We start from the raw sequence: 25,845 nt of genomic DNA, 5'->3' as shown, positions 1-25,845 counted from the left end.
GCTGCCCTCACTTCGCCGCGCAGGTGTTGCCCGCGCCGCCATCGATGTCGAGGCAGCGCCCGTCGAACTGGCCATCGGCCACTTTCAGCCGCAGCAGCGCGGCCAGCGTCGGGGCGATGTCGACCGTTTCGACCGGGGCGGGCTGTTCGAAGCGGGTCAGGCCCTTGCGCCAGAACAGCAGCGGCACGCGCCGGTCATAATCGAACGCGCTGCCATGGGTGGCAACATACATCCCCGCGATCGGTTCGGGGATCGGCGTGATCGCGCGGTCGAGCAGGATCACCAGATCGCCCGAGCGGCCCGGATGGAACGAGGCGCGGGCGCGCTCCTTCAGCGTCCAGTCCTGCGGGTTGCCGGTGGGCGAAGGCGTGGCGGCCAGGTCCGCGGCGGTGAACACGGCCACGACCTGTGGATGGGCGCGGGCAATCTGCACCACGGTGTCGATCACCTTGGCGCGCTGATCCGGAGCCAGCGCCGGGCTGACCCACACGTCGCCGCCGTCCGAGGCGAGCAGCGGCCCCTTGTCCACGGTGATCCCGGTGCGCGCGAACACGGCCTTGGCCAGCGGCCCGGGGCTGAGCGCATCGTCCACCCGGACGGCGCGCGGCAGGGCCTGCTGTTCCAGCCGTTCGGGCAGGTCCAGCCCGCCGTGATCGGCGCTGAGCACCACGGCATAGTCGATCTTGCGCTTGTCGAGGTGCGCCAGCAGCTTGCCCAGCGCGGCATCGAGCTGCGCCATCTGGATGCACATTTCCGCGCCTTCGCTGCCGGTGCCATGGCCGATGTAATCGGTAGCCGAGAGGCTGACCGACAGGACGTCGCTCGCCGCGCCCTGGCCCAGCTTCATTTCATCGACCAGCCGGTTGGCGAGGTCCACCGTGGCCGCGTCCATTCGCGGGCTGATGCGGAACATGTCGCCGCGCGCCTTTTCGGGCGCGTCCTTGGGCATGGCGAAGCGGCCCTGGCCGACCGCGCCCTTGCCCACCGCAATCGAACGGTCCGCCGCGCCGCACCAGGCCGGCAGCGGCAACGCCGGGAACCCGGCCTTGAGCTGCTTGGCAATCACCGCGTTCTGCGCTTCGACCGCCGGAGACAGCGTGCGGCCCTTGAGCGTGGTAAAGCTGGCGCCCTTCCACCAGTAGGCGGCGTCGATCTTGTTGCCGCCCATCATCATCACCGCGCGGTCCTTGGCCGAAACGGCCACGTTGCGGCTGGCGGGATTGGCCTGCTTCATCAGTTCGCCCAGCGTCGGCACTTTCAGGTGCACCGCCGAAACGACCGGATCGCGCGAGGTGCTGGCCGGATCGCTCTCATCCTCGGCGCAGTAGACGCGCTTGTCGGCGCGGGGCAGCGACAGGTTGAACCAGTTGTTGGCGATGATCCCGTTGCGCGAAGGGTGCGCGCCGGTCAGCAGGGTGGAATGGCCCGGGCAGGTTTCGGTCGCGGCGTGGCTCTGGAAAGCGCTGGGGAACACCGCGCCCTGCAGCAGCCGGGCCAGCCCCTGGGTGTAGAACTGGCGATACTGGGCAAACAGGTCGGCGCTGAACTGGTCGACCGAGACCGCCACGACCAGCCGGGGCGGCGGCGCATCGGCGGGGGCAACGGCAGCGGCCTCTTTCGCCATGGCGGGCACGGCCACGGCGGCGGCGGAAAGGGCAAGGGCACTGGCAACAAGCAGACGGCGCATCAATGGATCCCGGTTGGCGCGCCGTGCCTTGCGGGGAAGGGCAAGGCGGGGCAAACAGCGCGCGTGAACATGATGCGCCCGCTTATGCCGTCCGCCCCGCCTGCCCGCAAGCGCCAGTCCGCGCGTGGTGTGCCGATTGTCTGGCAGCTGTGTGTTGCGGCCGTGTTGCAGTTGCTGGCCGTGCTGCTGCCCGCCCCCGCGCTGGCCGCGTCCAACCACATCGCCGCGCAGCTGCTGGCCGAAGGGCCGGCCCGCCCCGGCGGCACGGTGACCCTGGCCTTTGCCATGCAGCCCGAGGCCGGCTGGCACGGCTATTGGCTGAACCCGGGCGATGCCGGGCTGGGGATGACCACCGACTGGACCCTGCCCGCCGGGGCCAGCGCGGGCGCGCTGCAATATCCGGTGCCGCAGACGCTGGTCGTCTCCGGGCTGATGAACCATGTTTACGAACACGCCTATGCCGTGCTGGTGCCGCTGACCCTGCCCGCCGATGCGCAAGCGGGCGCGGTGCTGCCCGTGCGGGTCAAGGCGCAGTGGCTGGCCTGCACGCACGAGGTTTGCGTGCCCGAGCAGGCGGAGCTGGCCACGACGGTCACCGTCGGCCAGCCCGGCGCGCCCGATCCGCGCTTCGATGCCTGGCGCGCCGCCCTGCCCGCGCCGCTCGGCAGCAAGGCCGCCTTCCAGCTGAGCGGCAACCTGCTGCGCGTGGCGATCCCGCTGCCGCAAGCGGTCAAGCTGGAAAGCCCGCACCTGTTCGTCGCCACCGATCGCGCAGTGGACTATGCCGCGCCGCAGGTCTGGCGGCGGCAGGGCGATATGCTGACCGTGGAACTGCCCCGCGCCAAGTTTGCGCCGGTCGATCCGGCCAGCCTGTCCGCCGTGCTGCGGCTGAACCGCGCGGGTGACGGCGTGACGATCGAGGCCGCGCCCGGCGCGGTGCCGAGCGGGGGCGAAGTGCTGCGCGATGCGGCCAGCGCCGTGCCCGCGCTGCCCTGGCTGCTGCTGGCGGCGCTGGCGGGTGGGCTGCTGCTCAACGTCATGCCCTGCGTTTTTCCGATCCTCAGCCTCAAGGCGCTAAGCCTGGCCCGCGCGGGCGAGAGCGAGGGCCAGGCCCGGGCCGAGGGGCTGGCCTATACCGCCGGGGTGGTGCTCGCCTGCCTGGCGCTGGGCGCGCTGATGCTGGGCCTGCGCGCCGCCGGGCAGGAAGTGGGCTGGGCCTTCCAGTTGCAGGAGCCGCTGGTGGTGGCTGCCTTGCTGCTGCTGGCCGTGGCGATCACCGCAAACCTCCTTGGCCTCTATGAATTTGCCGTGCCGGGCTTTGCCAGCGCGGGATCGCCGCAGGGGGCCTTTGCCACGGGGCTGCTCGCCGCCTTTGCCGCGACGCCCTGCACCGGGCCGTTCATGGCCGCGGCGATGGGCGCGGCGCTGCTGCTGCCGACCCTGCCCGCCATGTTGCTGTTCGGCGCGCTGGGGCTGGGGCTGGCGCTGCCGTTCCTGGCCATTGCCTATGTCCCGGCGCTGCGCCGCATGTTGCCGCGCCCCGGCGCGTGGATGGTGTGGTTCCGCAAGGGCATGGCCATGCCGATGGCACTGACCGCGCTGGCGCTGGTCTGGCTGGCCAGCCGCCTGGCGGGCGGTGCCTTTGCCCTGTCGCTGGCGCTGCTGGGCTTCCTGCTGGTGGTCGTGCTGATGGTGCTGGGCCGCCGCCAGCGCCACGGCCTTGGCAGCACGAAGCAGCTGGTGCCCGCGCTGCTGGTGCTGGGCGCGATTGCCGCGCTGGGCCTGCCCAGCGTGGTTCGCGCCCCCACGGCGGAAAGCGCCGGCCTGCTGCCGAGCGAGCCGTTCAGCGAAGCCGCGCTGGCCAAGGCGCGCGCCAGCGGCAAGCCGGTCTTCGCCTATTTCACTGCCGACTGGTGCCTGACCTGCAAGGTCAACGAAGCCGCCGCGATCGAGCGCGAGCCGGTCCGCGATGCCTTTGCCAAGGCCGGGGTTACCGTGCTGCGCGGCGACTGGACCCGGCGCGATCCGGCGATCACCCGCTACCTGACGGCGCAGGGCGCGGCGGGCGTGCCGCTCTACATTTGGTATCCGGCCGGCGGCGGCGCGCCGCAGCAGTTGCCGCAAGTGCTGGGGCCGGATACGCTGCCCGCCCTGGCCGCAGCGAAATAGTCGGCAGGCACGATAAACGGGGGGAGGATCGCAGATGCGCAAACGGACCATGGCCTTTGGCGGCCTAGCAGCATTGGCGCTGGCGGGCGGCGCCTGGTATTCCAGCCTTGACCGTGAAACGCGGGGTCTGCTGGCAGTCATGCCGACCAATGCCGACGTGCTGAGCTGGCAGCAGGACCAGCGCGACGCCGCCTTCCGGGCAATGGACCGCATCACCCTGCTCGCCACCCATGCCGAAATCGCGCCATCTGCCACGCCGCTGCCCCTGCCCGCGGGCAAGCCGCTGGCAGTGCCGGGGATCGACCAGTACCTGGCCCAGCAGCGCGCCGCCGGACTGGTCATCCTGCAGGACGGCAAGGTCCGGCTGGAACGTTATGGCCTGGGCTTCGATGCCAAGGGGCGCTGGACCAGCTTCTCGGTCGCCAAGTCGTTCACTTCGACCCTCGTCGGCGCGGCGGTGCAGGACGGCTATATCAAGAGCCTGGATGACAAGGTCAGCCAGTACATCCCGGGGCTGCGCGGTTCGGCCTATGACGATGTCTCGGTGCGCCAGCTGCTGATGATGAGCAGCGGGGTCAAGTGGAACGAGGATTACGAAGACCCGAACGCCGACGTCGCAAAGTTCAACAATGCCAAGCCCGAAGGCGGGCTGGACGCGACGGTCAGCTATATGCGCAAGTTGCCCCGCGCCCATCCGCCGGGCGCGGTGTGGCATTACAACACCGGCGAAACCAACCTGATCGGGGTGCTGGTCAGTTCGGCCACCGGCAAGAAGCTGAGCGAGTACCTGCAAGAGAAGGTCTGGCAGCCCGCCGGCATGGAAGCCAAGGCAACCTGGCTGGAAGGCAAGACCGGGCACGAGATCGCCGGGTGCTGCCTGCAGGCCGCGACGCGCGATTTTGCCCGCTTCGGGCTGTTCGTGCTGTCCGGCGGCCAGGCCGGCGGCAAGCAGATCGTCCCGGCCGACTGGTTTGCCCAGGCCACCACCAAGCAGAAGGACATCGGGCGGCCGGGCAAGGGCTATGGCTACCAGTGGTGGACCTATGACGATGGCTCGGTCGCGGCGCAGGGCATCTTTGGCCAGGGCATCTTCATCGATCCCAAGCGCAAGCTGGTGATCGCCAGCAATGCCGACTGGAGCCGAGCCAGCCTTGGCCCCGAACCTGAAGCGCGCGAGGCGTTCTACAAGCAGATCCAGGCGCTGATCGACGCAGGCGGCTGATCCGCTAGTTCAGCAGCGTGCCCGGATCGACCAGCGTGGCATCGTGCAGCTGGCCAAGGTAGCGTTCGAAATAGGGCCGGTGTGACGAGCCGACCAGCGCCAGCACCTTGCCACCGGGGGCCTGCGCCGCAGCGGCACGGATCGACGCGATCATGCGCAGGTTGCGCACTTCCCACCAGGCGACATAGCGCCGGCCCCATTGCCGGTCAGGACCGTCCTTGAGTGCTGCGGCGAAATCGACGTCGATCTGGCGGCGCTGGCGATCGGCGCTGTTTTCGGCGCGGTATCCGGCCAGCACTCCGGCCGGGCTGGACATGGCCTTGCCCTGCGCCTCGATCGCCGGGCGCAGCGCGCGGGCGGCGGGGTTGTCCCAGATGCGCTGCATCGCCTGTTCAAACTCCGCGCCGCCCGCTGCGGTCATGGCATCGGCGCTGTGATCGTCGGCGGGATAGACCCGCTCATGCCCCAGCCGCGCGGCCAGCACGGCGGCCAGCGCATAGTTCTCGTTGCGCCCGGCGCGGACCTTTTCCAGCAGTGCGACCAGCGGCTGGGTCAGCCCATCGCCCACTTTGCGCTCTGCCTCGGGCAGGCGCAGCCACTGCACCAGCGCGGACGTGCGGTCATTGGCGGACAGGAACAGCATGGCCAGGTGCCGACGCGCGGCAGGCGTGGGCGCGCGGGCAATGTCGGCGAGGGCCTGCGGCAGCGCGGCCTCTGCCGCGATCAGCGAAACGCCGCTTTCCCGCTCCACCTCGGCCGCGTCCCAGCAGTATTGTTCGGCCACGCCGGGATAATTGGCCTGGTAGCGCAGCAGCAGCTCGCACTGCGGGCCGGGCAGGCTTTCGATGGTGACCACATCGGGCCGCCAGTCCGCCAGCCGGTCCAGCACCAACGAGAGGTATTCAGGTTTGAAGCTGTCCGGCATTGCGGCAAGGTGCGGCGTGCCCAGCACCATGTAGCGGGTGCGCGCCTGCGGCGGGACCGCCCGGTCCACCGCGCCAAGATCCAGCGGGCGATAGGGCGCGGCCTGAACCTGGGTGGACGCTAGAGCGGCCAGCGCCCCGAGCAGCAGGAAACGGCTTCGAAACAAGCGCCTTCTCCCTTGGTGTATTGTATGAATATAACACCAAGGGAGCACTTGCCAAGCGGTGATTGCCTGCCGCGTTACAGCACCTGCCCGTCGTCCACCGTCAGCGTCGCCCCGGTGACATAGTGCGAGGCATCGCCCGAGAGGAACAGCAGCGGCGCATCCAGCGCCTCGATCGGGCACAGCCGGCGGCGGTGGAACGCCGCGATCTGGCGCTGGCCGCCTTCGGTCTGGAACCAGTCGCCGGCAATCTCGGTCTGGATATAGCCGGGCTGGATAGTGTTGACGTTGACCCCCTGGCGCACCCATTCGCGCGCGAACTGGCGGCCCAGGTGCGCCACCCCGGCCTTGGTCGCGGCATAGGCGGCATCGCCCTGCGCGGTCAGTTCCGCCGTGATCGAACCGATCAGCACGATCCGCCCGCGCCCGTGATCCTTGAACCCGGCCGCGATCATCCGCTTCGCCCCTTCGCGCGCGGTCAGGTAGACGCCGTTGAAATTGGTCGCAACCAGGCTGGCAAGGTCCGCCGCGCTGACTTCGGTCGAACGCCCGTCGGCCGAAATGCCGGCATTGGCGATCACCGTGTCGACTGTGCCGAAGTGCGCTTCGGCGGCGTCATAGGCAGCCTGGATCGAGGCTTCGCTGGTCACGTCCATCGCCACGGCCAGCGCCTTGTCGCCCAGCTCGTCGGCCAGGGCCTGGATCCGGTCGGTGCGGCGCGCGCCGATCACCACGCGCGCCCCTTCGCGCACGAACAGCCGCGCGAAGTGCGCGCCGAAGCCCGATGAGGCGCCGGTGATAAGGGCGATTCGCCCGTCCATGGAGAGCTGCATGGTGCCTGATCCTTCCCAGATTGTTTGATTTGCGCACAAGCAGCCCCGCCCCGCCCGCGTCAAGTGCGGTTCTTTGTATGCGATGCTTACAATTTTTCGGTTTTGTTGATCCTGATCAAGGTCGGACCGCCCCGGTCCTGCGCATATCCTGCGTCAGGAAAGGAGCCGTCGATGGCCAGTGCAGCGAACAAGCCGATTCCCGGCACCCACATCTTCGACGGTGCGGCCGCGCAGAAGGGCTATGCCCTGAACGCCATGTGCTACTCCTTCAACAGTGCCGCCAACCGCGATGCCTTCGTCCGCGACGAGGCGGCCTATATCGACAAGTTCCAGCTGACCCCCGAACAGCGCGCGGCCGTAGCGGCCCGCAACGTGCTGCAGATGATCGCGGCGGGCGGCAACGTCTATTTCCTTGCCAAACTGGCGGGGATCCTGGGCCTCAATGTGCAGGACCTGGGCGCGCAGCAAACCGGGATGAGCGTCGACGCGTTCAAGCAGATGCTGCTTGACCAGGCCAAGACCCCGGCAGCCAGGGAGGCTATCTGTGGCTAAGGTCATCGGCGGCGTCTTTACCAGCCACGTGCCCGCAATCGGCGGGGCGATCCAGCGCGGCGCGCAGGACGAACCCTACTGGAAGCCGTTCTTCGATGCCTGGCCGCCGGTGCGCGAATGGCTGGACGTGCAGCAGCCCGATGTCGTGATCATGTTCTACAACGATCACGGGCTGAACTTCTTCCTCGACAAGATGCCGACCTTCGCGGTCGGCGCAGCGCCCGTCTATCGCAACGAGGATGAAGGCTGGGGCCTCCACCCCTTCCCGATCCCGCCGGGTCACACCGAGTTGAGCTGGGCGATCATCGAAAAGCTGGTCGAGGAAGAATTCGACATCACCACCTGCCAGGACATGGCAGTCGATCATGCCGCCTCGATCCCGCTGGCCCTGGCCTGGCCGGGCCGTGAAGCGCCGGTCCGGATCGTGCCGATCACGATCAACACCGTCCAGCACCCGCTGCCCAGCGCCAAGCGCTGCCTGGCTCTGGGCCGTGCGGTGGGCAAGGCGCTGGCCGAATGGCAGGGGCCGGAAAAGATCATGGTAATGGGTACCGGCGGCCTGTCGCACCAGCTTGACGGCGAACGCGCCGGGTTCATGAACGCCGAATACGACAAGTTCTGCATGGACAACCTGTCGAGTGATCCCGACGCGCTGACGAAGCATTCGGTGCACGAGATTGTCGAGTTGTCCGGCACACAGGGCGTCGAAGTGCTCAACTGGATCGCCGCGCGCGGTGCGCTGGGCAGCGCCGCCAGCGAAGTGACCCGCACCTATCACATTCCGATTTCCAACACGGCAGCCGCAGTCATGGTTCTTGAAACCGAAGCGGCTGTCCAGTCTGGCAAGGCCACGAACGAGGCAACCCCCGCCATGGCCTGACGCCAAGCAACCAGTTCTCCCCACCTGGAGCGGCTGATCCATTGGACGGCCGCTCTCTTTTTGTCTGGTTGCGGCGCAGACATGCCAGCGCCGCGCCGCGACTGCAAGCGATTTGCAAACAGGCAAGGGATTGGCGGCGGTCAGACCGCCGAGCTGAACCGCCGCAGCGAATCCTGGCGATAGGGATCGAACAGCGCCGCGACCGTGCGGGCATAGGGCAGCCCGCCCGGCAGGATGCGCAGCATGGCGCCATCGAGCGCGGCCAGCTCGCGCTCAACGAACGGCGCGATCCGCCCCGCCACTTCGGCCAGCAGCGCGGGCGGAACCTGCGCTTCGCCCTGGCACAACAGCTCGCTGATCACGCCGCCGCGCAGGCGGTCGTCGGCGCTGCGGCGAATGCCGTGATTGGCCGGCAGCATGTCCTGCGACAGCAGCATGCGATAGCGCCCGGCGTTCTTCTCGTTCTGGACCAGCAGGTCATCGAAGCAGCTGATGGCGGAAGCTCCCAGCCCGATCAGGGTCGGCGCCTGATCGTCGGTAAAGCCCTGGAAATTGCGCCGCACGCGCTTTTCGCGCGCGGCAATCGCCATCGGATCGTGCGGCAAGGCAAAGTGATCGAACCCGATCGGGACATAGCCCGCCGCGGTCAGCCGCTGATAGCCGTATTCCGCCATGGCAAAGCGCGCGTCCTGCTCCGGCAGGGCGGTGGCATCGATCCGGCGCTGGCGCGGCAGCATGTGCGGCACGTGGGCATAGCCGAACAGCGCGATCCGGTCCGCGCCCAGCTCGATCGTGCGCGCCAGCGTGCTTTCCAGATGGTCCATGGTCTGCCCGGGCAGCCCGTACATCAGGTCGAAGTTCAGGCTGGTAACGCCCGCCTTGCGCAGCATGGCGGTGGCTTCGACAATCAGCTGGTCCGGCTGGATCCGGCCAATCGCGGCCTGCAATTGCGGCTCGAAGGTCTGCACCCCCATGCTGGCGTGGCTGACCCCGATCCAGCCCAGCACCTGTCCCCATTCTGGCGTCAGGGTGCGCGGATCAAGCTCGATCGACCAGGTCGGATTGTCGAGCGCGGTGTGCAGCGTCAGCGCATCGACCAGCCGCACGAAATCGGTCGGGGCAATGGCATTGGGGCTGCCCCCGCCAAAGGCGATTCGCCGCACCCGCACCCGCCCGTCGAGCCGTGCCCCGGTGATCGCGATGTCGCGGTGCAGCGCGTCGAGATAGGCGTGCAGCCGCTGGGTTTTGTTCGCGGCGCCCGTGTTGCACCCGCAATACCAGCAGATCTGCTCGCAGAACGGGATATGGACATAGAGCGAGACATCGCCCGCCACGGTGCGCAGCGCTTGATTCGCCTCGTCAGCGCCGACCGCGCCGGAAAACTCGGCAGCGGTGGGAAAGCTGGTGTAACGCGGCACCGGAGTTGCCAGCAGGTCTGGATAATAAGGCCACATACTGGTGCTTAAATCGCATCAGCGCGGGGCAATCATTGCGCGGGCGCAAAATTCTTCAAGCTGCGCTTGCGCGATGAACCCGCGTGGCAACCCTTGGCGCAGCACGCCCCGTTCGATCCGCCCGGTGCCTGCTGGCCATCGACCGGGACCTGCACCATGTGGACCAGCCCGTCGCCGGTGCAGACCGGCACCAGCAGGCTGGCGCCAGCCGCCGGCGCGCTGATGTTCAGCGCGGCGGGCACCAGCGCGGCCATCGCGAAATGGACCAGGCTGTCTTTCATGGTTTGCCGCCCCCCGGCAGATCGTCTTCTTCATCGATCAGGATGCGCGCGGCGGCGCCGTCCAGATCCTCGAACTGGCCGCGCTTCAGCGCCCAGAAGAACGCCACCAGCCCCGCCAGGCCCATCAGCAGCGCCACCGGTATCAGGATCGCCAGCCCGTTCATCGCGCCGCCCTGACCAGCCGCAGCGAATTGGCGATGACGATCAGCGAACTGGTCGACATCGCCACTGCCGCGATCAGCGGGGTGACATAGCCGGCCATCGCCAGCGGCACGGCCAGCACGTTGTAGCCGATAGCCAGCACGAAGTTTTCCTTGACCACCGCCATGGTCCGGCGCGCGCCGCGCACCGCGCGCGGCAAGGCGGTCAGGCTGTCCCCCATGAACACCAGGTCGGCGGCCTGCCGGCCCACATCGCTCGCCGTGCCGGGCGCGATCGAGGCATTGGCGGCGGCCAGCGCCGGCCCGTCGTTCAGGCCGTCGCCCGCCATCAGCACCTTGTGCCCCTGCGCCTGCAAGGCGGCGATTGCGGCCTGCTTGTCCGCGGGCGAAGCCGCGCCCGTGCCTTGCAGCCCGGTGGCGCGCGACACTTCGGCCACGGCGGCGGCATTGTCGCCCGACAGGATCGCCGGTTCGATCCCCAGCGCGCGCAGCTCGGCCAGGGCCGCCTGCGCATCGGGGCGCAGCCGGTCGGCAAAGGGGATCAGCCAGGTCGGCCGCCCGGCAATGTCCAGCGTGGTGGCAATGCCGCTGGCGCTGTCCGGCCGGCGCAGCGCCACGGCCTGGCCCTGCCACGTAGCTTGAAGGCCGTGGCCGGCTTCCTCGCTGACCTCGGTCAGGTCGGCGGGTTTGACCCCGCGCGCCGCCAGCACTTCGACGAGCGCGCGGCTGAGCGGGTGGCGGCTGTGCGAAGCCAGCCCCAGCGCCACGGCGGCGGCATCGGCGGGCAGCGCGTCGATCACCGCCGGATCGGGCAGCGGGCGGCCCATGGTCAGCGTGCCGGTCTTGTCGAGCAGTGCGCGGTCGAGATCGGCCATGCGTTCCAGCGCCGAACCGTCCTTGACCATGATCCCCTGTTTCATCAGCGCCCCGCAGGCGACCACCTGGGCCACCGGCACGGCCAGCCCCAGCGCGCAGGGGCAGGTGATGATCAGCACCGCAATGGCATAGACCAGCGCCTGGTGCGCCCCCACCCCGGCAATCATCCACCCGGCAAAGGTCAGCGCCGCCAGCGTGTGCACCGCCGGGGCATAGAGCCGCGAGGCGCGGTCGGCGATGCGGACATAGGCGCTGCGGGCCTGGCCCGACACTTCCATCAGCCGGGCGATTTCGGCCAGCGTGGTGCCCTGCCCGGCGGCGGTCACCTTCACATCGACCGGCGCATCGAGATTGAGTGTCCCGGCCAGCACCGCGTCGCCCGCATGAGCGGTAACCGGATCGCTTTCCCCGGTCAGCAGCGACTGATCGAACCGGCTGGCGCCAGTCACGATTTCGCCGTCAGCGGCCAGCCGTTCGCCCGCCGCGACCCGCATGACCATTCCGGGGACGAGATCAGCCGCGGGAAGCCATTCAAGCCCCCCCTCCCGCGCCACGACCATCGCCCCCGGGGCCGCCTGACGCAGCAAGGCATCGACCCCGGCGCGTGCGCGATCGCGCATCGCCGCGTCGAGCGCGCGCCCGGCAAGCAGGAACAGCAGCAGCATCAGCGTGCCATCGAACCAGGCATCCGGCCCGTGATTGGCGGTTTCGTAAAGGCTGAGCCCGGTGGCCAGCGTCACGCCGATCGAAATCGGCACGTCCATGTTGGTGGTGCGCCGCTTGAGCGCGCCCCAGGCCGAAGTGAAGAACGGCATCCCGGCATAAAGGATCGCCGGCACGCCGATTGCGGCGGACAGCCAGTGGAACAGGGCCTTGGTGGCCCCATCAGCGCCCGACCAGATGCTGACCGACAGCAGCATCACGTTCATGCAGGCAAAGCCCGCCACCGCCAGCGGGGCCAGCAGCGGCTTGACCGCCGAAGGCGGCGGCGCCAGATCGGCCCCGCGCGGCTGGCTGGCAAAGCCGACTGCGTTCAGCGCATCCATCAACTGCGGCATGGTCACTGCGGCGGCGTGTTCGACGCCGACTTGCCGCGCGGTCAGGTTGACCCGCGCGCTGGCCACCCCCGGAACCGCCTGGAGCGCCCGCTCGACCTTGGCCATGCAGCCCGCGCAATGCATGCCGGGAACGACCAGCACGGTCGTCTCGTCATGCGGCGCGTCAGTCTGGCGGGCAGCGGCGGTCACCGCAGTTCCTGTTCCGTGCGCCAGCGCGCATCGCCCGCGCGGGCTTCGAGCCGCAGCCGCCAGCGCCCGGCGGGCAGCGGCTGGTTGGCAACGAAGCTGCCATCGGCCTGGGCGGCAAAGGTCAGCTGCTGGTCGGGCATGCGGCCCAGCGGGTGCCAGGCATCGCCTGCCAGAGTCGCCCCGGCAGGCGCGCCGGCCAGCATCACTTCCACCCGCCCGTCACCACGGCGGCGGGCCTGGGCCGACCAGCCCAGGGCCTGTTCCTTTTCCGCTTCCTTCAGCCACTTGTTGTAGTGCTGGCTGGCGACATAGGAATTTTCGACCACGACCCCGCCGAACGTGGACGAGGCATAGCGCGCCATGACCAGGTTGACCGCGATCACGACGCCGAAGAACGCCACCATGATCGCGGTAATGTGCCGGCCCGTGAAGGGGCCGGTGGTGAAGGCTTTCATTCTTCTTCTCCCGGCGCGTCGAAGCGCACCTTGCTTTCATCCTCGCCGCCTTCGGCATCGAGCGCCTTGAGCTTGAATTCGAAGTGCTGCGGGCGCGTGCCCGAAGGCGCGACGACATAGAAGCGCATCGGATCGGCGCGGTCGGCGGCCACATCGAACTTCAGCGTCCGGGCAGCCTTTTCGCTGGGCATGTCGTCGGTCCACATCGTCCCGCCGGGCAGGCCGTCAATGGTCACCTGCATCGGGCGCGGGCGCGATTCCATGTTGCGCAGCTTGACCGTGTAGGCGTTGCGCAGCTCGCCCCCGCTCATCAGCATGTAGGGCGGGTTGCGGTCTTTCTGGACCGAAATGTCGAGCCGCTGGCGGTTGCCGAGCGCGAACAGCAGGGCAAAGCCGATCGCCGCCCAGACGCCGACGTAGATCAGCGTGCGGGTGTGGAACAAAGCGCGGGAAATCGGCCGGGGCGTCTCCCCTTCGCGTTCCAGCTTGCAATCTTCCAACGTGGCATAGTCGATCAGCCCGCGCGGACGGCCCAGCTGGACCATCACCTTGTCGCAGGCATCGATGCACAGCGCGCAAGTGATGCACTGGATGTCGGGTCCGTTGCGAATGTCATAGCCCGTGGGGCAGACCGCGACGCACTGGTTGCAGTCGACGCAGTCGCCAACCCCGCCGGGGTTCTTTTCCGCCTTCTTGACGCTGCCGCGCGGTTCCCCGCGCCAGTCCTTGTAAGTGACCAGCAGCGACTTTTCATCGAGCATCGCGGTCTGGATGCGCGGCCAAGGGCACATGTAGACGCAGATCTGTTCGCGCATGAAACCGCCGAACAGGAAGGTCGTGGCGGTCAGCACTGCGACCGTGCCATAGGCCACCGGGGCGGCATCCCCGGCCCAGAATTCGCGGGTCAGCGTGGGCGCATCGGCGAAGTACATGATCCATGCACCGCCGGTCCAGAAGCTGATCGCCAGGTAGATCGTCCACTTGACCGCGCGCTTGAAGATCTTTTCCGCCCCCCAGGGCGCGGCTTCAAGCCGCAGCTGGGCGTTACGATCGCCATCGATCAGCCGGTCGACGTGCTGGAACAAGTCGGTCCAGACCGTCTGCGGGCAGCTGTAGCCGCACCAGGCCCGGCCGACCGCGCTGGTGATCACGAACAGGCCGACGCCCGCCATGATCAACAGCCCGGCCACGAAGTAGAATTCGTGGGGCCAGATTTCGATCCCGAACATGTAGAACCGGCGGTGGGCAAGATCCACCAGCACCGCCTGGTCCGGGGCATAGGGCCCGCGGTCCCAGCGGAGCCACGGGGTGATGTAGTAAATCCCCAGCGTTACGATCATCACCAGCCATTTCAGGCGGCGGAAGCGGCCGTCTACCGCTTTGGGAAAGACGGCCTTGCGCTTCTCGTAAAGGCTGGCGGGGACGGATTCAGGGCTTTGCATTTCCAGTGGTTCCCGCTGCAGGGTTGGTCGGAGCTTCCGCGAAGTCTTCACCGCCCCCCAGCGAGTGGACATAGGCTGCCAGCATCTTGATCGTTACCGGATCAAGCTTGCCGCCCCATGCCGGCATCACGCCCGCATGTGCCTTGGTAATGCTGCCGACGACCTGATCCTTGCTACCCCCGTAGAGCCAGATCGCGTCGGACAGGTTGGGTGCGCCGAACTGGCGCAGGCCCTTGGCATCGGCCCCGTGGCACGCGACGCAGTTGGCCTCATAGGCCAGCTTGCCGTTCGCGTTCATCGGCGCCTTGCCCGACAGCGACAGGACATAGTCGGCCACTTCGCTGATCTGGGCAGCGGTCAGGATCCCGTCCTTGCCGAAGTTCGGCATCAGGCTGGTGCGGGTCTGGTCGTTGCCCGGCTGGCGAATGCCGTGAACCAGCGTGGTTTCGATTTCCTTGAGGTTACCGCCCCACAGCCAGTCGTCGTCGTTCAGGTTGGGATAGCCGATCCCGCCGGCCGCGCCCGAACCGTGGCACTGCACGCAGTTCACGCGGAAGGCGGCCTTGCCCCCGGCGATCGCCTTGCGCATCAGGTCGGGATTGGCGGGCAGCTGTTCGATCGGCGTCTGCGCCAGCGCGGCCAGGGTTGCGGCGCGGCCGGTCTGGGCATCGTCCAGTTCCTTGGCCAACTGGCCGCGGCTGGACCAGCCCCACATCCCTTCGGTGCCCTTGCTGAGCAAAGGCCAGGCCGGATAGACCACCATGTAGCCGATCGCGAAAACGATCGTCAGGTAGAAGGAGATCAACCACCAGCGCGGCAGCGGATTGTTCAGTTCCTCGATGCCGTCCCATTCGTGGCCGACGGTCTCGACACCGGTCGGTTCGTCGATGCGCTTATTGGACATTGTCGTTACCCCTCGGATCTTCTTCGACGAAGATCGAATTCGCGGCCGCTTCGTTCTGTTCCTTGGCGCCTGGCCGGAACGGCCAGGCGGCAAGAGCAAGAAACAGGATCATCGTCGCGACCAAGCCCCAGCTGTCGGCAAGCTGCCGCAGCAACTCGTAGGTGGAATGCGTGCTCACCGCCCGCGTTCCTTGGCCAGTTCCTCCTGCGCCTTGGCACCGTTCACGTCGACCAGCGTGCCAAGCATCTGCAGATAGGCGATCAGCGCATCCATTTCGGTCAGCCGGTCCGGATTGCCATCGTAATCGCGGACCTGCGCCTTGGGATAGCGCTTGACCAGGTCGGAACCGTCGGCGCCGGCGTCAGCCTGCGTCTTGAGGTCCTCGTTGGCCTTCTCGATGTCGGTCTTGGTATAGGGCACGCCCACCCGCGACAGCGCGGTCAGCGAAGCCGACATGTCGCCAGCCTTCAGGTCCTTTTCGGCCAGGAAGGCATATTGCGGCATGACCGATTCGGGCACCACGCTCTGCGGGTTCTTGAGGTGCTGCTGGTGCCATTCATCGGAATAGCGCCCGCCCACGCGCGCCAGGTCGGGCCCGGTGCGCTTGGAACCCCACTGGAACGGATGGTCGTACATCGATTCCGCGGCCAGGCTGTAGTGACCATAGCGTTCCACTTCGTCGCGGAACGGACGGATCATCTGGCTGTGGCAGACATAGCAGCCTTCGCGGACGTAGATGTCGCGCCCGGCCTGTTCCAGCGGCGTGTAGGGACGCATCCCGTCCACCTTCTCGATCGTGTTGTCGATCCAGAACAGCGGCGCGATTTCCACGATCCCGCCCACGGTCACCGCGAGGAAGGCAAACACCCCCATCAGGGCGACGTTGCGCTCAAGCTTCTTGTGGCGGCCCCACTTTTCCTTGGGGGCGTGTTCGTTTGCAGTTTCAGCAGTCATTGAACTTACCCCTTATTCGGCAGCAACTGCGGGCAGCGGACGGTCGGCGGAGGCGTCATAGGCAGCCTGGCGCAGCGGTTCTTCCTGGCGAAGCTTGCCGGCAATGGTCTGCCAGACGTTGATCGCCATGATGATTCCGCCCGACAGGTACAGGACCCCACCGAAGGCACGCAGCAGGTACATCGGGAACTTGGCGGCAACCGTTTCGGCGAAGCTGTTCACCAGGTAGCCGTCGGCCCCGTATTCACGCCACATCAGGCCTTCCATGATGCCCGTGACCCACATCGCCGAGGCGTAGAACACGATCCCCAGGGTCGCGAGCCAGAAGTGCCAGTTGACCATGCGCAGCGAATAGAGCCGTTCGCGGCCCCACAGGCGCGGCGCGAGGTAGTAGATCGCCGAGAAGGTGATCATCCCGTTCCAGCCCAGCGCGCCCGAGTGGACGTGGCCGATGGTCCAGTCGGTATAGTGCGACAGCGAGTTGACCGACTTGATCGACATCATCGGCCCTTCGAAGGTCGACATGCCGTAGAAGGCCAGGCTCAGCACCATCATGCGGATGATCGGATCGGTGCGGACCTTGTCCCAGGCGCCGTTCAGCGTCATCAGGCCGTTGATCATGCCGCCCCAGCTGGGCATCCACAGCATGACCGAGAACACCATGCCCAGCGTCTGCGCCCAGTCGGGCAGCGCGGTATAGTGCAGGTGGTGGGGCCCCGCCCAAATGTACAGGAAGATCAGCCCCCAGAAGTGGATGATCGACAGGCGATACGAATAGACCGGGCGTTCGGCCTGCTTGGGCACGAAGTAGTACATCATGGCCAGGAAGCCGGCGGTCAGGAAGAAGCCCACCGCGTTGTGGCCATACCACCATTGCACCAGCGCGCCCTGCACGCCGGACCACAGCGGATAGCTGAGCGAGCCGAAGATGCTGACCGGCAGGTTCACGTTGTTGACCAGGTGCAGCATCGCCACGGTCAGGATGAAGCTGAGGAAGAACCAGTTGGCCACGTAGATGTGGGGTTCGCGGCGCTGCATGATCGTGCCGACAAACACCGCCAGGTAGGCCACCCAGACCAGCGTCAGCCACAGGTCGACGTACCATTCGGGTTCGGCATATTCCTTGCCCTGGGTGATCCCCAGGACATAGCCGGTGGCGGCCAGCACGATGAACAGCTGGTAGCCCCAGAACACGAACCGCGCGAGGCCGGGCAGCGCAAGGCGCGCGCGGCAGGTACGCTGGACGATGTAGAACGAGGTCGTGATCAGCGCGGTGCCCCCGAAGGCGAAGATCACCGCCGAGGTGTGCAGCGGCCGGATCCGCCCGAAGGTGGTCCATTCCAGCCCGAGGTTGAGCGCCGGGAAGGCAAGCTGCAAGGCGATGACCAGGCCGACCAGGAACCCGACAACACCCCAGAAGGTGGTCAGGATCACCCCGATGCGGATCAGGTCGTCGTCATACCGACCCTGGTCCACGGCAAGCCGCGTCCCGTTGGCCACGGCAAGATAGTCGGTCTTGCGCAGCGAGATCACCAGGCCGGCCAAAGCCGCCAGGCCAAAAACGGCCATGTGCACCGCGAATCCGGTATCAACCGCATTCACGAAGAACACAATGGCCACGAAGAGCGCGGCTAGCCACATGCCAGCGCGAGCAACAACGGATTCCATGAGCCCCTTCCCCTCAAGCTAGGGTTTAATAAGCAGACGCTAATATTACTAGTAGCGTCCCATTTCAACCTGCAACTGCATTGCAACATTGACCCGGATCAAATTGCGCCCTGCCGAACAAAAATACCCGGAAAAGCGCGATAAATTGCGCAAGATCAATGTTAGCAACTGCACCATCAGCGCATTGACCCCGTGACGCCGTAATAGCCTTGGCCGCATGGTGCGACCGCTGCGGCGCCGGATGAGGGACAATGAAAAAGCTCACCATCGCTGCGGCGCTTGCTGCCGCCTCCATGCTCACCGCGCCGGCCCAGGCCGCCAATGCCGACGGCAAGCTTCAGGTCAAGCTCATGGCCACGGGCGTGTTGCCCGATGGCAAGATCGACAAGATCAACACGGTCATTCCCGCGGTTGCCACCGCGCTGGGCGCGACTCCGGGGACCAAGGCCAACGACAACGTCGTGCCGACCCTGGCGGTCGAATATTACGCCACGCCGAACATCTCGATCGAAACGATCTGCTGCTTCACCCAGCACCACGTGACCGGCACCGGCTCGATCGCCGGCGCGAACATCGCCAACCACGTGCTGATCCTGCCCGCCACGGTGACGCTGAAGTATCACCTCGATGCCGGCCCGATCAAGCCGTACATCGGCGTTGGCCCGTCGGTGTTCTTCTACTTCGATGAAAAGTCGGGCGCCGTTCCGACCGCGCTGGGCGCGACCAAGCTGAAGATGGACAACCGTCTGGGCGTGGCCCTGCAGGGCGGCGTGGACGTTCCGCTGGGCGACAGCGGCCTTGGCATCTCGCTCGACGCCAAGAAGTACTTCATGAAGACCAAGACGCACTTCCTCACCGCTGGCGGTGTCGAAGCGCTCTCGACCACCCACAAGCTTGATCCGTGGGTTGTGTCGGGCGGCGTGTACGCGCGGTTCTGATCTGGTAAGGGGCCGAAGCCGGTTCACCCGGCTTCGGCTGCCAGGCTTTCGCGATCGAGGATAACCACCTCGCGCCGCGAAGGCAGATCTATGATCCCGTCGGCCTTGAGCCGGGTAAACTGGCGGCTCACCGTTTCGATCGTCAGGCCCAGCACGTCGGCCACCTGCTGGCGCGAAAACGGCAGGGCAAAGCGGCGCAGCGGCAGGTCCGGAGCATCGACGCAGCCGGGCTGGACCAGGCGCTCGGACATTTCGAGCAGGAAGCTCGCCACCTTTTCCCCGGCCGACTTGCGGCCCAGCAGCAACATCCAGCGACGGGTGCGGTCCAGTTCGCCCAGGGTGCGTTGCAGCAGCTTGTGTTCCAGGCTGGGGTGTTCGCGGGCGAAGGAATCAAAGTCCTTGCGGCTGAACACGCAGACGCGCGCATCGGTCAGCGCGGTGACGCCGTGGCCGCTGGTCGAACCGAACGGCCGGCCAATGAAATCTGACGGATAGACCACGCCGACGATCTGCTCGCGCCCGTCCTCGGTCCCCGTGGACAGCTTGAGCACCCCTTCGATGACATTGGCGACAAGGACCGAATCCTCGCCTTCCCACATCAGCGATTCGCCGGGGACCAGATTCCGCCGGCGACCAATGGCGTTCAGCGCCTTGAGTTCTTCGCCATCCAGCGACGAACAGATCGCGCGGTTGCGCACAAGGCAGGTATCGCAAGCGGTCATGCCGCGGTTCTATGCCGCCAAGCGCCATGGCGCGCAAGCTAGATGATATCCGCAACCCCCGTCAGGGCGGCCCGCAGCTTGTCCAGCGCCTGGGCCTTCAATTGGTGCACGCGCGGGATCGAAACCTGCAGCGCTTCGGCTATCTCACTGAGATTCAACTCTTCCACGAAGTAGAGCTGGATCACCAGTTGCAGCCGCTCGGGCAGGGTCGCGATGGCCTGGGCCACGCCGTGGCGCAGTTCCTCGTCGGCCAGCAGGGCGAAGCTGTCGGGGCGCTCGTCGGCAAAGGCCATGTCGCCATCGGAATAGGCCTCGTCAATCGACTCGAAGCGGATCTGCTCGCTCGCCGCGCGCTGGGTGTCGAGTTCCGCCTCGTCCAGCCCCAGCGCCTGGGCCAGTTCGGCGTCAGTCGGCGCGCGGCCGAGTTGCTGGCGCAGCTGGCTTTCCTTTTCCGCCAGCTGGCGGCGGCGCTCCACCGCGCCGCGTGACAGCGGCACGTGGCGGCGGATCAGGTCAACCATCGCCCCGCGCACGCGCAGCTTGGCATAGGCGGCAAAGCCGTCCTCGGTCGGCCCGGAATGGCGCTGCGCGGCTTCGGTCAGGGCAACCATTCCGGCCTGCATCAGGTCTTCCAGCTCGATCCCCGGACGGCCGCCGCCGTGGACGTGCCAGGCCAGCCGCCGGACCATCGGCACGAACCGGCGGATCCGGTCGGCGGCGTCGCTGCGATAAGCGCCGGCGGCCTTCATGGCGGGCGCAAAGCTGCGGTAATCGTGTTTCATGCGGCCAGGCTTTCACTTTGGGCAGGTTGCAGTTCGGGATGGGGCAGCGCGGCCTGCGGCGGCGGCGGCCCGCCGATCACGGCGATCACCTCGATCGGTTGGGAAACGGGCAGTTCGGCAATCGACAGCACCAGGCAGGCCGGGGCGCGCAGCCGCAGCAGGCCAGCCAGCGCACGGCGCGCGCGCGGCTGGACGATCAGCGCCAGCGGCGGCGCATGCGGCCCGCGCTCGGCCATCAGGTGGGCGATGTGTTCGCCAATGTTGCGGGCAAGATCGGGTTCGATCACTGGCTGGCCCGACACGGGATCGGTCAGGCCCGAAACGATCGCCCCTTCGAGCTGGGCATCGAGGGTCAGCACCGGCAGCCGCTCGCCCGGCGCGCAGATCCGCCCGACGATCAGCGCGCCAAGATCGGCGCGGACCAGATCGACCATCCGGTCGTGTTCCACGGTCTGCTGGACCGCGTTCGACAGGCTGGACAGGATAGGCAGCGGATGGCCGATGGGAATGCCGTCTTCCAGCAGCGCGCGCAGCAGCCGGGTCAGCGCGGCGAGCGAGAGCGGCTGCGGGTGGACCGCGTCGACCAGCCCGGCGGCGTGATCGCGCACCCCATCCAGGATCGAGCGGACCTCGTCCGGGCCCAGCAGCGCCTGCGGGCGGTCGCCCAGCAACTGGTTGAGCTGGGTGGCGATGACCGTGCTGGCATCGACCGTCAGGAACCCTTCGGCAATCGCATGGTCGCGCGCGGCGGGATCGATCCACAGCGCCGGGCAGCCGAAGCTGGGATCGACGGTCGCCTCGCCCGCCAGCTGGTGCTGGGCGCGCGCTTCGCCGGCATCGATCGCCAGCACCTTGTCCGGCCGGACCGAGCCGCCGCCCAGCGGCACCCCGCCCAGCATGATCCGGTAGTCATTGGGCGACAGCTCCAGGCTGTCGCGCACGCGGAACTGCGGCACGACAAAGCCGAACGCCTGGCTAAGCTGCTTGCGCACGCCGGTGATCCGCGCGACCAGCGGCGATCCGCGCCGGTCATCGACCAGGTGGACCAGGCCGTAACCCAGCTCGACCGTGACCAGGGTGTGATCGGACACGTCTTCCAGCGTGATCCGGCCGGGATCGACCGCCGGGGGCGCTTCGACCACCGGTTCGGGCCGCGCGGCGCGCTTGCCCAGCGCGTGCCACAGCCAGAAGGCCAGGCCCGCAGCCGGCAGGAAGATCGTCTGCGGCATCGCCGGGATCACGCCGATCGCGCTCAGGATCACCGCCACCGGCAGCCAGGTGCCGGGATTGCCCAGCTGGCCGCCGATCTGCCCGGCAAGGTCGCGGCTGTCCGACACGCGGGTGACGATCACCGCCGCCGCGATCGACAGCAGCAGCGCCGGGACCTGCGCGACCAGCGCATCGCCCACCGCCAGCGTGATGTACTTTTCCGCCGCTTCCCCGGCGCTCAGCCCGTGGCTGATCATCCCCAGCGCGAAACCGGCGATGATGTTGACCCCCAGGATCAGCAGCGCGGCGATGGCATCGCCCTTCACGAACTTGCTGGCGCCGTCCATCGAGCCGTAGAAATCGGCCTCGGTCGACACTTCGCGGCGGCGGGCCTTGGCTTCGTCGGCGGTCAGCAGCCCGGCGGCCAGGTCGGCGTCGATCGCCATCTGCTTGCCGGGCAAGGCATCCAGAGTGAAGCGCGCCGACACTTCCGACACGCGGCCCGCGCCCTTGGTCACGACCACCATGTTGATGATCATCAGGATCATGAACACGAACAGCCCGACCGCGAAATTGCCGCCGACCAGGAACGCGCCGAAAGCTTCGATCACGTGCCCGGCGGCCGCCCCGCCCTCGTGCCCATAGACCAGCACGACGCGGGTGGAGGCGACGTTGAGCGCGAGGCGCAGCAGCGTGGCGAACAGCAGGACCGAGGGGAACGAACTGAAATCCAGCGGCTTTTCCGCGTTCATCGCCGCCATCAGGATCGCGACAGACAGCGCGATGTTGAGCACGAAGAACACGTCGAGCAGGACGGCGGGCGTGGGCACCACCATCAGGCAGATCAGGGTCAGGATCCCGGCGGGCAGCGCGAAGGCGCTGATTTTCATGCGGCTGAACATCGCGGCTTACAGCCCCAGCGCCTGAAGCTTGCCATAGGCCGCGCGGACGTGGCCCGGCGCGCCGCCGCCCCCGCCGCCAAGCCCGAAGGTCGAAGCCAGTGTATCCGCCATCGAGGCGCGCGGCGTGGCGGCGTTCCCGCCGGCCAGCTGCGCCGCGCCGTGAAATTCGCGCGCGATCGGGCCAAGCGCCGGGTCCGGCGCAGCGTTGGCCCACTGCGCGGACGACAGCGGCGGCAGGCTGCCATCCCCCATCGCCGCGTCAACCTTGCCGCGCATCAGCGCCATGACCCCGCCCAGCGAACGCGGGCCGGCATCGTCATAGAAGATCGCCCGGTTGGCCGCCGCCGCATCGGGCAGCAGCGCCGCGGCGCTTTGCGTGGGATCGGCGGCCAGCGCGGTCAGGAACCGCCCGGCCCCTTCCGCGCCCAGGAAATGCGCCATGTAGAGTTCGGCCGGATCGGGCTCGCGGCCCAGCCGCTCGCTCAGCCCGGCGCGGTTGTCGCTGGCCAGTTCGGCGGCCATCAGCGCGGAGGCCTGCGGATCGAACCGCAGCGCCATGATCTGCGCGCGCAGTGCGGGATCGGCAACCTTGCCGCCGTCGATCGCCGCTTGCGCCCAGTCCAGCCCGTGCTCCGCCCCGTGGCGGTCAAGCATGGCCAGCCAGGTGCCCTTGGTGAACTGGTACAGCCCGGCCGCGCTGGACGTGCCGGCACGCGCCGTGGGGTTCAGGCTGGATTCGATCTTGGCCTGGGCGAGCAGGTAGGAAAAGTCGACGCCCGTCGCCTGGGCGGCGCGGGCGATGGCGCCATGCACCTCGGCGCGCGGGGCGCTGCTGGCGGCAAGGCTGGCAATGGCAGGTGTCTGGCTCAAGCCGAATTCCCGATGCGGTTGGACATCGGGACATGTTCAGCAAGGGCCGTGCCAAATGGCCTGGGATCAGCCGCGCGCCCCGGCATAGGCATAGGCGCCGCGCGCCCCGGTGCCCGCCCGGTAAAGCGCCGGACTGCCGGTCAGCGCATCCAGCCGGGCGGCCACATTGGCCGCGATCAGGTTGCGAACCTGGCGGTTTACCTCGTTCAGCCGCCGCACGGCGTCGAGCAGGCCGCGGCATTCCTCGTCGAGCGCGAAGCCATCGGCGAAGGGGCCGGTTTCATCCAGCGTGCCGCACAGCGCGATCTTGTCCTGCGAAGCGCCGATGATCGCATCAAGGTCCAGCCCGGCAAGGGCCTGCCGTTCGGCCTGCAGGACGGCAATCATCTGCCGCAGGTTGTCGCGCAGCTCGCTCGATGCACTCATTGTCCGCTCCTCAGTAGCATTCCGGCTGCGATCATGGCATCGGCCACCCGCATCGGGATGACCGGATAGTTGCCGCTTTCGATGGCCTTGCGGATCTGCGCGACGCGTTCGGCATCGACCGGGGCCGCGCCCGGATCGCGCGCCGCGCTGCGTTCGACGGCAACCGTATCGGTGCTGGCAGCCGGGCTGGCCTGGCTGTCCTTTGCTCCGGCGGCGCTGCGCACGCTCCGCGCATCCACCGCGCCCACGGCGCGAGCCGCTGGAAGACCCGAAGGTCCGATTTCGATGGGAGGCATGGTGCCGCTCCTGGTTTGACTACGTAGCCAAGGACGGCAGGTCCGCCTGGCAGTTAAGCCCGGCGGCAAGAAAATGCCGCCTTACGGCAAATCGATTCCGGCCAGCCCCGGGCGCAGCACCCGCGCGCGCAGCGGCTGGGCGCCCTGGCCCAGCGCGCGGACCTTGATCCAGGCGCCGACGGGGCCGGATTCCAGCGCCTCGCCCGGCTGGGCCACGGCAAAGCCTTCGCCACTCACCGCGATGCTGATCGCATCGCCGCGGGCAATCGCCGGGGCTGCGACCTTGTCGCCGCCGGCGCCCAGGATCGGCACGTAGAGCCGCCAGCCGCCCGCCACCGGGCAATCGACCTGCACCCGGTCCTGCGCCGCGCCATACCAGCTCAGCGTCAGCGGCACGCCGCAGCGCCCCAGCCGCAGCCGCCGGTCAACCGGCGCGGCGGCCCCGCCCGGCGCGCCCAGCGGCGCCCCGGCAAAGCGGGCCACCGCAGCGTCGATCGCGGACAAGTCGGCCAGCGCGGACTGGGCCAGCGCGGGGGCGGCGAGCAGGAGCGCGGACAGCGGGATCAGGTGCTTCATTATCGCAGTTACCTTGCAGGAGGGTTTGCTCCAGCGGATTGCAAGGGCCGTGCCATGTCGGGCGACTGGTCATAGGTCAGCGTGGCAAAGGGCGCGCCGGCACTGCCCGGTTCCAGCAGGATCCGCGCCGGCCGCCCTGCCCCGGTCGCCAGGCGCAGCGCCTCGCCGGGCGCGGCCGCGCTGCCGACGATGGTCAGCCGCTGGCGGGGATCGCTGGGCTGACTGGTCAGCCACTGGCCGAGCGGGGGCGAGCCCGCCCCGCCCCGCCAGACCGCAATCGGCTCGCCCAGCGCGGGCGCGGCCAGCGCGGCCGGCACCGGGGGCGGCGCGGACGGCGCAGGGCGGCGCGGATCGGGCGGCGCATCGTTGACCGCCGCCGCCGTGATCATGAACAGGATCATCGACAGGTCGGTCATCACATATTGCCAGCCGGTCCCGGCGCGGGCCTTCATACCAGTTCCAGCGCCACCGGGCGGCGCGGCGCGGTGCGGCGCGGCGGGATCGATCCGGCGACCTGCGCGGCCAGCCATTCGATCACGTCCTGCCGCGCGGCTTCCTCGGCGCTGGCGGCGCGCTCGACCACGCGGGCCAGCGGGGCGAGCAGCAGATTGGCGGTGAGCAGCCCGTAGAGCGTGGTCACCACCGCCATGCCGATCGCCCCGGTAAAGGCCCCGCGCGCCAGCCCATCGGCCGGCAGCTGGCTGAGCGAGACGAGCGTGCCCGCCAGCCCGAACACCGGGGCCAGTTCCGCCGCCTGGGCCAGCGTGCGCACCGCGCGTTCGCTTTGCGCCAGCCGCCGCGCCTTGTGCGCCTCGTGCCGGTCAAGCAGCGCGCCGAGCGAGCGGCTGCCGATCAGGGCGTCGGTCGCCTCGTCCAGTTCGGCATCGCCCATGCGGCGCGGCTCGGCGCGCAGCAGCCCGTCCTGGCGGATCTGCTGGACCTGCACTGCCAGTTCGGCGCGGGTGGCGGCGGCATCGAAGGCCGGGCGGCGCAGCTGGACCAGCTTGGCCAGGGTGATCCGGCAATCCGCCAGGCCGCAGCGCAGCACGGTGGCCAGCGCGGTCCCGCCCAGCACGATCAGGGCCGATGGGCCGTCCACCAGGTTCAGCAGGTTCATGGGCGTGGCACTCCTTCCCCTGCCAGAACGGCAGCGGGGCGGCGGATTTTCCCCCCGCGGTCGAATTTTGCCGGAGCGCGGCAGGATCTTGCCGCCTTCCCTTGCCGCTGCCGGGCCCAACCCGCCGCTTTGCCC

27 protein-coding genes are annotated in these 25,845 nt (G+C 68.2%); 5 read left to right on the top strand and 22 right to left on the bottom strand.

All coding sequences use genetic code 11. The features are described from left to right. Positions 1-7: 7 nt before the first annotated feature. Positions 8-1,687: an alkaline phosphatase family protein gene (locus tag ACE3N9_RS06585; protein ID WP_374282084.1), complete on the bottom strand. Its 1,680-nt coding sequence runs from the start codon at positions 1,685-1,687 to the stop codon at positions 8-10. 69 nt (positions 1,688-1,756) lie between these two features. On the opposite strand from ACE3N9_RS06585, the gene ACE3N9_RS06580 reads away from it, so the two are divergent. Both ACE3N9_RS06580 and ACE3N9_RS06575 read left to right on the top strand, forming a co-directional pair. Beyond that, positions 1,757-3,856 carry a protein-disulfide reductase DsbD family protein gene (locus ACE3N9_RS06580; protein ID WP_374282346.1) on the top strand — a complete coding sequence of 700 codons (2,100 nt, stop codon included), beginning with the start codon at positions 1,757-1,759 and terminating at the stop codon, positions 3,854-3,856. A gap of 34 nt (positions 3,857-3,890) precedes the next feature. Further along, the gene (locus ACE3N9_RS06575; RefSeq protein ID WP_374282082.1) at positions 3,891-5,078 is read left to right on the top strand and encodes a serine hydrolase domain-containing protein; all 1,188 of its coding nucleotides are present in this window, start codon (positions 3,891-3,893) and stop codon (positions 5,076-5,078) included. Positions 5,079-5,082: 4 nt separating this feature from the next. On the opposite strand, the gene ACE3N9_RS06570 is transcribed toward ACE3N9_RS06575, so the two are convergent. After that, positions 5,083-6,168: a DUF5694 domain-containing protein gene (locus tag ACE3N9_RS06570; protein ID WP_374282080.1), complete on the bottom strand. Its 1,086-nt coding sequence runs from the start codon at positions 6,166-6,168 to the stop codon at positions 5,083-5,085. 74 nt (positions 6,169-6,242) lie between these two features. Next, positions 6,243-6,998: an SDR family NAD(P)-dependent oxidoreductase gene (locus ACE3N9_RS06565; protein ID WP_374282078.1), complete on the bottom strand. Its 756-nt coding sequence runs from the start codon at positions 6,996-6,998 to the stop codon at positions 6,243-6,245. A gap of 171 nt (positions 6,999-7,169) precedes the next feature. Between ACE3N9_RS06565 and ACE3N9_RS06560 the strand changes: the two genes are divergently transcribed. Both ACE3N9_RS06560 and ACE3N9_RS06555 read left to right on the top strand, forming a co-directional pair. After that, positions 7,170-7,550 carry a protocatechuate 4,5-dioxygenase subunit alpha gene (locus ACE3N9_RS06560; RefSeq protein WP_374282076.1) on the top strand — a complete coding sequence of 127 codons (381 nt, stop codon included), beginning with the start codon at positions 7,170-7,172 and terminating at the stop codon, positions 7,548-7,550. Beyond that, a complete protein-coding gene (locus ACE3N9_RS06555) occupies positions 7,543-8,430 on the top strand; it encodes a class III extradiol dioxygenase family protein (protein WP_374282074.1) in 888 nt (295 codons plus the stop codon). Before ACE3N9_RS06560 ends, ACE3N9_RS06555 begins: the two co-directional genes overlap by 8 nt. Before the next feature lie 140 nt (positions 8,431-8,570). Here ACE3N9_RS06555 and hemN read toward each other — a convergent pair whose 3' ends face one another. The 10 genes from hemN to ccoN are packed head-to-tail and all read right to left on the bottom strand — an operon-like array spanning position 8,571 to position 17,872. Further along, the gene (hemN, locus tag ACE3N9_RS06550; protein ID WP_374282072.1) at positions 8,571-9,884 is read right to left on the bottom strand and encodes an oxygen-independent coproporphyrinogen III oxidase; all 1,314 of its coding nucleotides are present in this window, start codon (positions 9,882-9,884) and stop codon (positions 8,571-8,573) included. 32 nt (positions 9,885-9,916) lie between these two features. Continuing rightward, positions 9,917-10,165, bottom strand: a complete 249-nt coding sequence (locus tag ACE3N9_RS06545; protein WP_374282071.1) for a hypothetical protein — start codon at positions 10,163-10,165, stop codon at positions 9,917-9,919. Then, positions 10,162-10,329: a cbb3-type cytochrome oxidase assembly protein CcoS gene (ccoS, locus tag ACE3N9_RS06540; RefSeq protein ID WP_374282069.1), complete on the bottom strand. Its 168-nt coding sequence runs from the start codon at positions 10,327-10,329 to the stop codon at positions 10,162-10,164. The genes ACE3N9_RS06545 and ccoS overlap by 4 nt, the downstream gene beginning before the upstream one ends. Then, positions 10,326-12,449, bottom strand: coding sequence for a heavy metal translocating P-type ATPase (locus ACE3N9_RS06535; protein WP_374282067.1), 2,124 nt, complete (start codon positions 12,447-12,449; stop codon positions 10,326-10,328). The genes ccoS and ACE3N9_RS06535 overlap by 4 nt, the downstream gene beginning before the upstream one ends. Further along, entirely contained in the window at positions 12,446-12,904 is a 459-nt protein-coding gene (locus tag ACE3N9_RS06530) for a FixH family protein (RefSeq protein ID WP_374282065.1), read from the bottom strand. The genes ACE3N9_RS06535 and ACE3N9_RS06530 overlap by 4 nt, the downstream gene beginning before the upstream one ends. Then, entirely contained in the window at positions 12,901-14,346 is a 1,446-nt protein-coding gene (gene ccoG / locus ACE3N9_RS06525) for a cytochrome c oxidase accessory protein CcoG (RefSeq protein ID WP_374282063.1), read from the bottom strand. The genes ACE3N9_RS06530 and ccoG overlap by 4 nt, the downstream gene beginning before the upstream one ends. After that, positions 14,333-15,250, bottom strand: a complete 918-nt coding sequence (gene ccoP, locus ACE3N9_RS06520) for a cytochrome-c oxidase, cbb3-type subunit III (protein ID WP_374282061.1) — start codon at positions 15,248-15,250, stop codon at positions 14,333-14,335. Before ccoP ends, ccoG begins: the two co-directional genes overlap by 14 nt. After that, the gene (locus ACE3N9_RS06515) at positions 15,240-15,428 is read right to left on the bottom strand and encodes a cbb3-type cytochrome oxidase subunit 3 (protein ID WP_374282059.1); all 189 of its coding nucleotides are present in this window, start codon (positions 15,426-15,428) and stop codon (positions 15,240-15,242) included. Before ACE3N9_RS06515 ends, ccoP begins: the two co-directional genes overlap by 11 nt. After that, positions 15,425-16,204: a cytochrome-c oxidase, cbb3-type subunit II gene (gene ccoO / locus ACE3N9_RS06510; RefSeq protein ID WP_374282057.1), complete on the bottom strand. Its 780-nt coding sequence runs from the start codon at positions 16,202-16,204 to the stop codon at positions 15,425-15,427. Before ccoO ends, ACE3N9_RS06515 begins: the two co-directional genes overlap by 4 nt. A gap of 12 nt (positions 16,205-16,216) precedes the next feature. Further along, positions 16,217-17,872, bottom strand: coding sequence for a cytochrome-c oxidase, cbb3-type subunit I (gene ccoN, locus ACE3N9_RS06505; RefSeq protein WP_374282055.1), 1,656 nt, complete (start codon positions 17,870-17,872; stop codon positions 16,217-16,219). Between the two features lie 251 nt (positions 17,873-18,123). On the opposite strand from ccoN, the gene ACE3N9_RS06500 reads away from it, so the two are divergent. Beyond that, complete coding sequence (locus ACE3N9_RS06500; RefSeq protein ID WP_374282054.1) at positions 18,124-18,810, top strand: OmpW family protein; 687 nt, start codon at positions 18,124-18,126, stop codon at positions 18,808-18,810. A gap of 23 nt (positions 18,811-18,833) precedes the next feature. Here ACE3N9_RS06500 and ACE3N9_RS06495 read toward each other — a convergent pair whose 3' ends face one another. From ACE3N9_RS06495 to ACE3N9_RS06455, 9 genes are all read right to left on the bottom strand, one after another. After that, a complete protein-coding gene (locus ACE3N9_RS06495) occupies positions 18,834-19,532 on the bottom strand; it encodes a Crp/Fnr family transcriptional regulator (protein ID WP_374282052.1) in 699 nt (232 codons plus the stop codon). Between the two features lie 38 nt (positions 19,533-19,570). Further along, on the bottom strand, positions 19,571-20,314 hold the full coding sequence (locus ACE3N9_RS06490) for a sigma-70 family RNA polymerase sigma factor (RefSeq protein ID WP_374282050.1): 744 nt from the start codon (positions 20,312-20,314) through the stop codon (positions 19,571-19,573). After that, positions 20,311-22,413 carry a flagellar biosynthesis protein FlhA gene (locus tag ACE3N9_RS06485; RefSeq protein ID WP_374282048.1) on the bottom strand — a complete coding sequence of 701 codons (2,103 nt, stop codon included), beginning with the start codon at positions 22,411-22,413 and terminating at the stop codon, positions 20,311-20,313. The genes ACE3N9_RS06490 and ACE3N9_RS06485 overlap by 4 nt, the downstream gene beginning before the upstream one ends. An 18-nt stretch (positions 22,414-22,431) precedes the next feature. Then, on the bottom strand, positions 22,432-23,295 hold the full coding sequence (locus tag ACE3N9_RS06480) for a transglycosylase SLT domain-containing protein (RefSeq protein WP_374282046.1): 864 nt from the start codon (positions 23,293-23,295) through the stop codon (positions 22,432-22,434). Positions 23,296-23,361: 66 nt separating this feature from the next. Further along, complete coding sequence (locus ACE3N9_RS06475) at positions 23,362-23,721, bottom strand: flagellar protein FlgN (protein WP_374282044.1); 360 nt, start codon at positions 23,719-23,721, stop codon at positions 23,362-23,364. Next, positions 23,718-24,017 carry a flagellar biosynthesis anti-sigma factor FlgM gene (flgM, locus tag ACE3N9_RS06470; protein ID WP_374282042.1) on the bottom strand — a complete coding sequence of 100 codons (300 nt, stop codon included), beginning with the start codon at positions 24,015-24,017 and terminating at the stop codon, positions 23,718-23,720. Before flgM ends, ACE3N9_RS06475 begins: the two co-directional genes overlap by 4 nt. Positions 24,018-24,098: 81 nt before the next feature. After that, positions 24,099-24,593 (bottom strand): flagella basal body P-ring formation protein FlgA, encoded by a 495-nt coding sequence (locus ACE3N9_RS06465; protein WP_374282040.1) that lies wholly within the window; start codon positions 24,591-24,593, stop codon positions 24,099-24,101. An 8-nt stretch (positions 24,594-24,601) separates the two neighbouring features. Next, on the bottom strand, positions 24,602-25,045 hold the full coding sequence (locus ACE3N9_RS06460) for a hypothetical protein (protein ID WP_374282038.1): 444 nt from the start codon (positions 25,043-25,045) through the stop codon (positions 24,602-24,604). Continuing rightward, positions 25,042-25,710: a MotA/TolQ/ExbB proton channel family protein gene (locus ACE3N9_RS06455; RefSeq protein WP_374282036.1), complete on the bottom strand. Its 669-nt coding sequence runs from the start codon at positions 25,708-25,710 to the stop codon at positions 25,042-25,044. The genes ACE3N9_RS06460 and ACE3N9_RS06455 overlap by 4 nt, the downstream gene beginning before the upstream one ends. Positions 25,711-25,845 lie beyond the last annotated feature (135 nt).

The sequence above is a fragment of the Novosphingobium sp. genome, assembly GCF_041905565.1.
Taxonomy (GTDB): Bacteria; Pseudomonadota; Alphaproteobacteria; order Sphingomonadales; family Sphingomonadaceae; genus Novosphingobium.
This window is presented reverse-complemented; position numbering and strand designations above follow the sequence as displayed.